Annotated in this window: 7 protein-coding genes; all 7 read right to left on the bottom strand. The window is 33.1% G+C overall.

Annotated elements, in window-relative coordinates; genetic code table 11:
• Positions 1-607: 607 nt before the first annotated feature.
• The 7 genes from H4J50_RS18455 to H4J50_RS18485 all read right to left on the bottom strand — a co-directional run bounded on the left by H4J50_RS18455 (position 608) and on the right by H4J50_RS18485 (position 4,314).
• Positions 608-1,207, bottom strand: coding sequence for an RDD family protein (locus H4J50_RS18455; protein WP_182257631.1), 600 nt, complete (start codon positions 1,205-1,207; stop codon positions 608-610).
• Between the two features lie 122 nt (positions 1,208-1,329).
• Positions 1,330-2,115 (bottom strand): DUF2071 domain-containing protein, encoded by a 786-nt coding sequence (locus tag H4J50_RS18460; RefSeq protein ID WP_182257632.1) that lies wholly within the window; start codon positions 2,113-2,115, stop codon positions 1,330-1,332.
• A gap of 117 nt (positions 2,116-2,232) precedes the next feature.
• Positions 2,233-2,676 (bottom strand): hypothetical protein, encoded by a 444-nt coding sequence (locus H4J50_RS18465; RefSeq protein WP_182257633.1) that lies wholly within the window; start codon positions 2,674-2,676, stop codon positions 2,233-2,235.
• Between the two features lie 119 nt (positions 2,677-2,795).
• Positions 2,796-3,086, bottom strand: coding sequence for a hypothetical protein (locus H4J50_RS18470; protein WP_162533766.1), 291 nt, complete (start codon positions 3,084-3,086; stop codon positions 2,796-2,798).
• Between the two features lie 122 nt (positions 3,087-3,208).
• Entirely contained in the window at positions 3,209-3,496 is a 288-nt protein-coding gene (locus H4J50_RS18475; RefSeq protein ID WP_182257634.1) for a hypothetical protein, read from the bottom strand.
• A gap of 131 nt (positions 3,497-3,627) precedes the next feature.
• A complete protein-coding gene (locus H4J50_RS18480; RefSeq protein WP_108456312.1) occupies positions 3,628-3,810 on the bottom strand; it encodes a hypothetical protein in 183 nt (60 codons plus the stop codon).
• Between the two features lie 117 nt (positions 3,811-3,927).
• Positions 3,928-4,314, bottom strand: a complete 387-nt coding sequence (locus tag H4J50_RS18485) for a RidA family protein (RefSeq protein WP_182257635.1) — start codon at positions 4,312-4,314, stop codon at positions 3,928-3,930.
• Between the last annotated feature and the right edge of the window lie 278 nt (positions 4,315-4,592).

Below are 4,592 nucleotides of genomic sequence, written 5' to 3' on the forward strand. Positions count from 1 at the left end.
TCAACGACTAAAGCGATTGCATCAAGTTTGAATTCTTTTGAATATTTTTTACGTTTTGTCATTTTCGATCTCCAATTAAGATTATTATCTCTTAACTAGGTAGTCGAATCCATTAGACCACGTCACTTTTTAAGATTGCATCCATACATTCTTTTTCCTTAGCACATAACATCTCAAAAAGAGGTTTAAAATAATTGGGTGAAATAAGCGACGAATGAATAAAAACCAACTATTTCATGTACTGGTTTAATGATTTTTTATATAGAAATAACACTCAAGTTTCAGGGGTTTTGTTTTGATACATTATCATTTTTTAGCATTAAAACAATTAGGTAAACAATATTAAGAGGTGGAGTAATACATAATATTACACCGATTAATGTTACCACCTTAGGTGAGGAACTCTTACGTTTACCTAAGTAGTAACTTAAACCACCAACGATAAACATTGAGACAAAAACAAACTGACCGAATAAAGTCGCATTGATATTCAAGTGCTTAAACCCTTTTGCATATAACGCCCCGCTAAGAGAAGATTTATTGTTTGATAAAATAGACGTTAAAGGAGTAAATAGCCAACTGTTATTTGCCCTGCTTTAACGGCTTGTTATGTGTCTGTATAGCTAACCTTTGTTTTAGCTAAATAGTCATGTAAACAACGTCTTTCTTTACCAAAAATAAAGAGTGGATTTACAATACCTGATATAAACTGTCCAAAGGATGGAATTAACCCAATTAATTGCATCGGCAACATTCGCTTAAAGTAAATAGTAATTAAACTAGCTTTGGAGCCATCTAAATTTTCAACACGAATAGACATATAGTTCTTGCCAATTGTTTGCCCATAATAGTACAAAAGATATCCATGTAATAACAAAGTAGTAAAAACACCGTATATAAACAAAGTGCCGATTAAATATATAGATGGTTCTTTAAATGCATCAAAACCTACGTTATAAAAAACGGGGATCAGAGTAGCGAGTCCTAACGCACCATCTATGATTGCTGCCACTAATCTGTCAGATTTTGTAGACTTTTCCCCAATATTTTTAATTGTATTGATTTCTTCAGGGCTCTCAGCTTCTTTTAGGCGAATTAATTCCTCTATTTGTTTTGCTCTCTCAGGGTAGATATCTTTATCAATTTTCTCTAAGGAAGAATAAAGCTCTTCTAGAGAATAAGATGAAAAGTCTATTTTTGAATCCATGCTCAGACTACTCCTTGGCACATATTGCCTTACTCATAGGTAAATAATAATTAGTTAAAATAAGCGACTAAAGAGCAAATATCCTGCTGTTATTTGCCTTTAATAATTAGCGTGTTATATTTCTATTTCACCACTTTTGGCGGTAAATAAATAGTAAATTCATTAATTGGTTCAATAAGTACACTATGTGCAACTTGTTGTTCTTCTTGTGTTACTAATCCCAATCTAGATAATAAACCAAAGCTAGCAGACTTAAGGTTTGCAGATGATACTTTTAATTGCTTATGCCAAACACGATAAGTACCTAGTACACCATCTCTACGATGATAAAAGCCTGCTAATGGATGAGTTAAATATACAAGTCCAGTTTCAGTATCAGGAAACCCTGCAAGCTCAATTGAAGCATCTTTTTCTTGTGATAATTCAACACTCGCTGGAGCCCAAGTAGCATCGGTAGTCATTTTATATTTACGATATATCTTTTGTGATTCATCGAAGTCGCAGTCGAATTTAACTTCACCTGAATACCAAGGCAAGTTCCATAAAAGTCTTGGAACTGCAAGCGCCCAAGAATCCAATGTAGTTCCTAGAAACCAGACACAACGTTCGTTGGTTTGCTTATCGATTATATAAATTCGATAATTGGTTTGTCCCATAGTAAATTTAGGGAATGGATAAACAGCGGAAGTAAAATCGACATCTATAAATGGGACTACAGAAATTAGAGCTTTTTCTACTCCATTAATTTCAACGCAGTCCAGCTTAAAACGTTCAGGGAAAAGTCCATCAAATCTTGCAGGATCTACAGCGTAAGTAATTATGGCAAAATGCTGTAATTTACATAAAACATCAAGCCCTTTTGGCGAAGGTCTTGAATGGAGATAATCATTTAACTTCAGTAAATCCAATGCCTAATCATCCTTGAAATATAGCGTCTATTTAATCGGAAAATATAGTTGGCTAAATGGTTAAACGCCGTAAAAACAGCCAACTGTATTTTCTGTTTGCAGTTCTTGTTATAAATACTAACCTCTTAACTGAGAAGTTATAGAGTCTTTAACGGCCTTTTCATAGTTACCAACTAAATCGAGACAAATATCTTCTGTACAATAGGAAACAAATTTAAATTTTTCTCCTTCCTTACTTTCAATAAATAACTCATAAAGTGTATATGATTTAAACTTTGTTTTATTCACATCAACTTTAGCTGAACCATCATTAAAATCGGCAACTATATCCATATCATTTAAACGAAAATCCATATAGTAACTGCCATTCGTCGAATTTTTACAAGAATAGCCAATCGAAAATTTTTCTGGTTCTGTTTTTAATCGTTGTAGTTTTACTTGAGCTTCACAGTCAATTGACAACGTTAATTTATCTGGGAGTATATTAACAACAACCCCCTTTTCAGCCATTGCAGAGGATTGAAAAGTAATAAATAATAATATTATGCTGAGAGTTTTCATCGAACCATCCTTGTATTTATAGGGCCTCGTTAAGAGGCTAAATTAGTTAGTTAAAACAAGTGGAAAAGGATAAAAAACCAACTATTCTTTGCCCTTGTTTAATTTATTGTTTAATTTATTTAGCAACTCAATGTATGCTCTGTCCAATACAAGGTATTGCCTAATAAAACTACACTACCTGAGATTATGAAACTCACCGGTACTATTAAACCTATTTCCACTAAACATTCTCCAAAATTTCTATCCTCACAAATTTCGATGTCATCCATATCAGTTGCTTTTAAAGTTAACTTTTTGGTGAATGTTTCACCACGTTGACAATAAGGTTGGCTATCAAGAGCTGGTTGGAATGCACATGATGTAATGCATAAAGAAATAAGGGAGCTGACTAGTGCCTTTTTTAGACTCATAAAATGAAATATCCATATAAACATAACGCCTCATTAAGAGGCTAAAAATAGTTGGTTAAAATAAGCGGCGCAGGAGCAAAAGCCAATGGTTTTTGTCCTGCTTTAACGATTTATACTTATTTTTAAAAGCCACTTACAATAATTAATATGAGAGCTAAAATAAAATATAAATAGCTTTCTTTAGATAGTTTATGATCAGTTCCTAACCAACTTTTCATTGGCATTGATAATAAACTAGGAGAACAAAGGAATCCGCGTAGCAATGATAAAATACCAATAGCACCTGCCACCGAACCAAAATCAATAACGCTAGTTGTATAAATATTAATGGCTAGAAAAAGCATAACTAAAGCCATAAAGCATTTAATTAATATTGCACTCCGTTGAATTTTTGAACTTTGACTATCCATGAACTCGATCCTTGTTGAATAGGTATAACGCCAGTTAAGCGGCTAAAATAGTTGGTTAAAATAAGCGACGAAGGAGCAAAAGCCAACTGTTTCCTGTCCTTTAAATGCTTATATTTTGTTATTAATACGGTCTAATTAGATTCTATTAAAAGTGTATACGAAACGACAACCCCATTAAACCAAGTATTAGAATTGATAGAAAGTAACTCCCAACCCTCTTTACTAATTTCATCAAGTTGATTGTTAAGAGCATCTAAATCAACAGATCCAAAGCCCCAATATTTTCTTTTGTTAAACTCTACCACTTTTCTCATTAAGAACACTCCATGTAGATTAAAAATATAATGTCAAAATAACAGGCTAAGTAATGGTTGGCTAAAATTGTGTAGCAAAGCGAAACGTAGCCAACTGTCCTTGTTTATTTTTTATGTTTACGGTAACACAACAACAACTTCAACTTCTAAAAAGTGGGATTCACTCCATAGCCTTTTTACTTCAACCCAACTGGCAGACGGATATTTACCGTCAAAATGAGCCTTACGTATTGGGATTGCCGACTTTAACTTTTCAATGTCAATAGTGAAAATAACTTCTTTTACGATAGCATCTGTTCCAACATTATAATCAGACAGTATCTTCTTGATGTTAATGTATATGTCGTCTACTTGGCTTTCAAAGCTGATTTTTTCGCTCGTAATACCAGAGATATATAGCGTGTTATTATTTTTTACTACTTGCGTATAGCCAGTATCATTCTCCCAAGGAAAATAATTTTTTCTTTCAATGCCTTGGTTCGTTGTAACACACCCAAAAAGCAAAATACTACAAAATAATAATAATGATTTTTTAACGAAATTTATCAATTGAACTCCAATGATGGAAATAAACATAACGTCAAAATAATGGGCTAAAATAGTAGGCTAAAATGGAGCGAAGCGAACAGCTCGCTGTTTTTAATCCTGTTAATTTGCTTGATACTAATTGAGCCTTCTCCCCGAAGTCTAGCACTGAGCTAAACTTCAAGGCGACTATACCAAAAGGAGAAAGCTCAATGAAATTCTATACTACTTTACATAAATATTATTGCGGAATCGAT

The organism is Colwellia sp. 6M3, assembly GCF_014077595.1.
In the GTDB taxonomy this organism is placed as follows: Bacteria; Pseudomonadota; Gammaproteobacteria; order Enterobacterales; family Alteromonadaceae; genus Cognaticolwellia.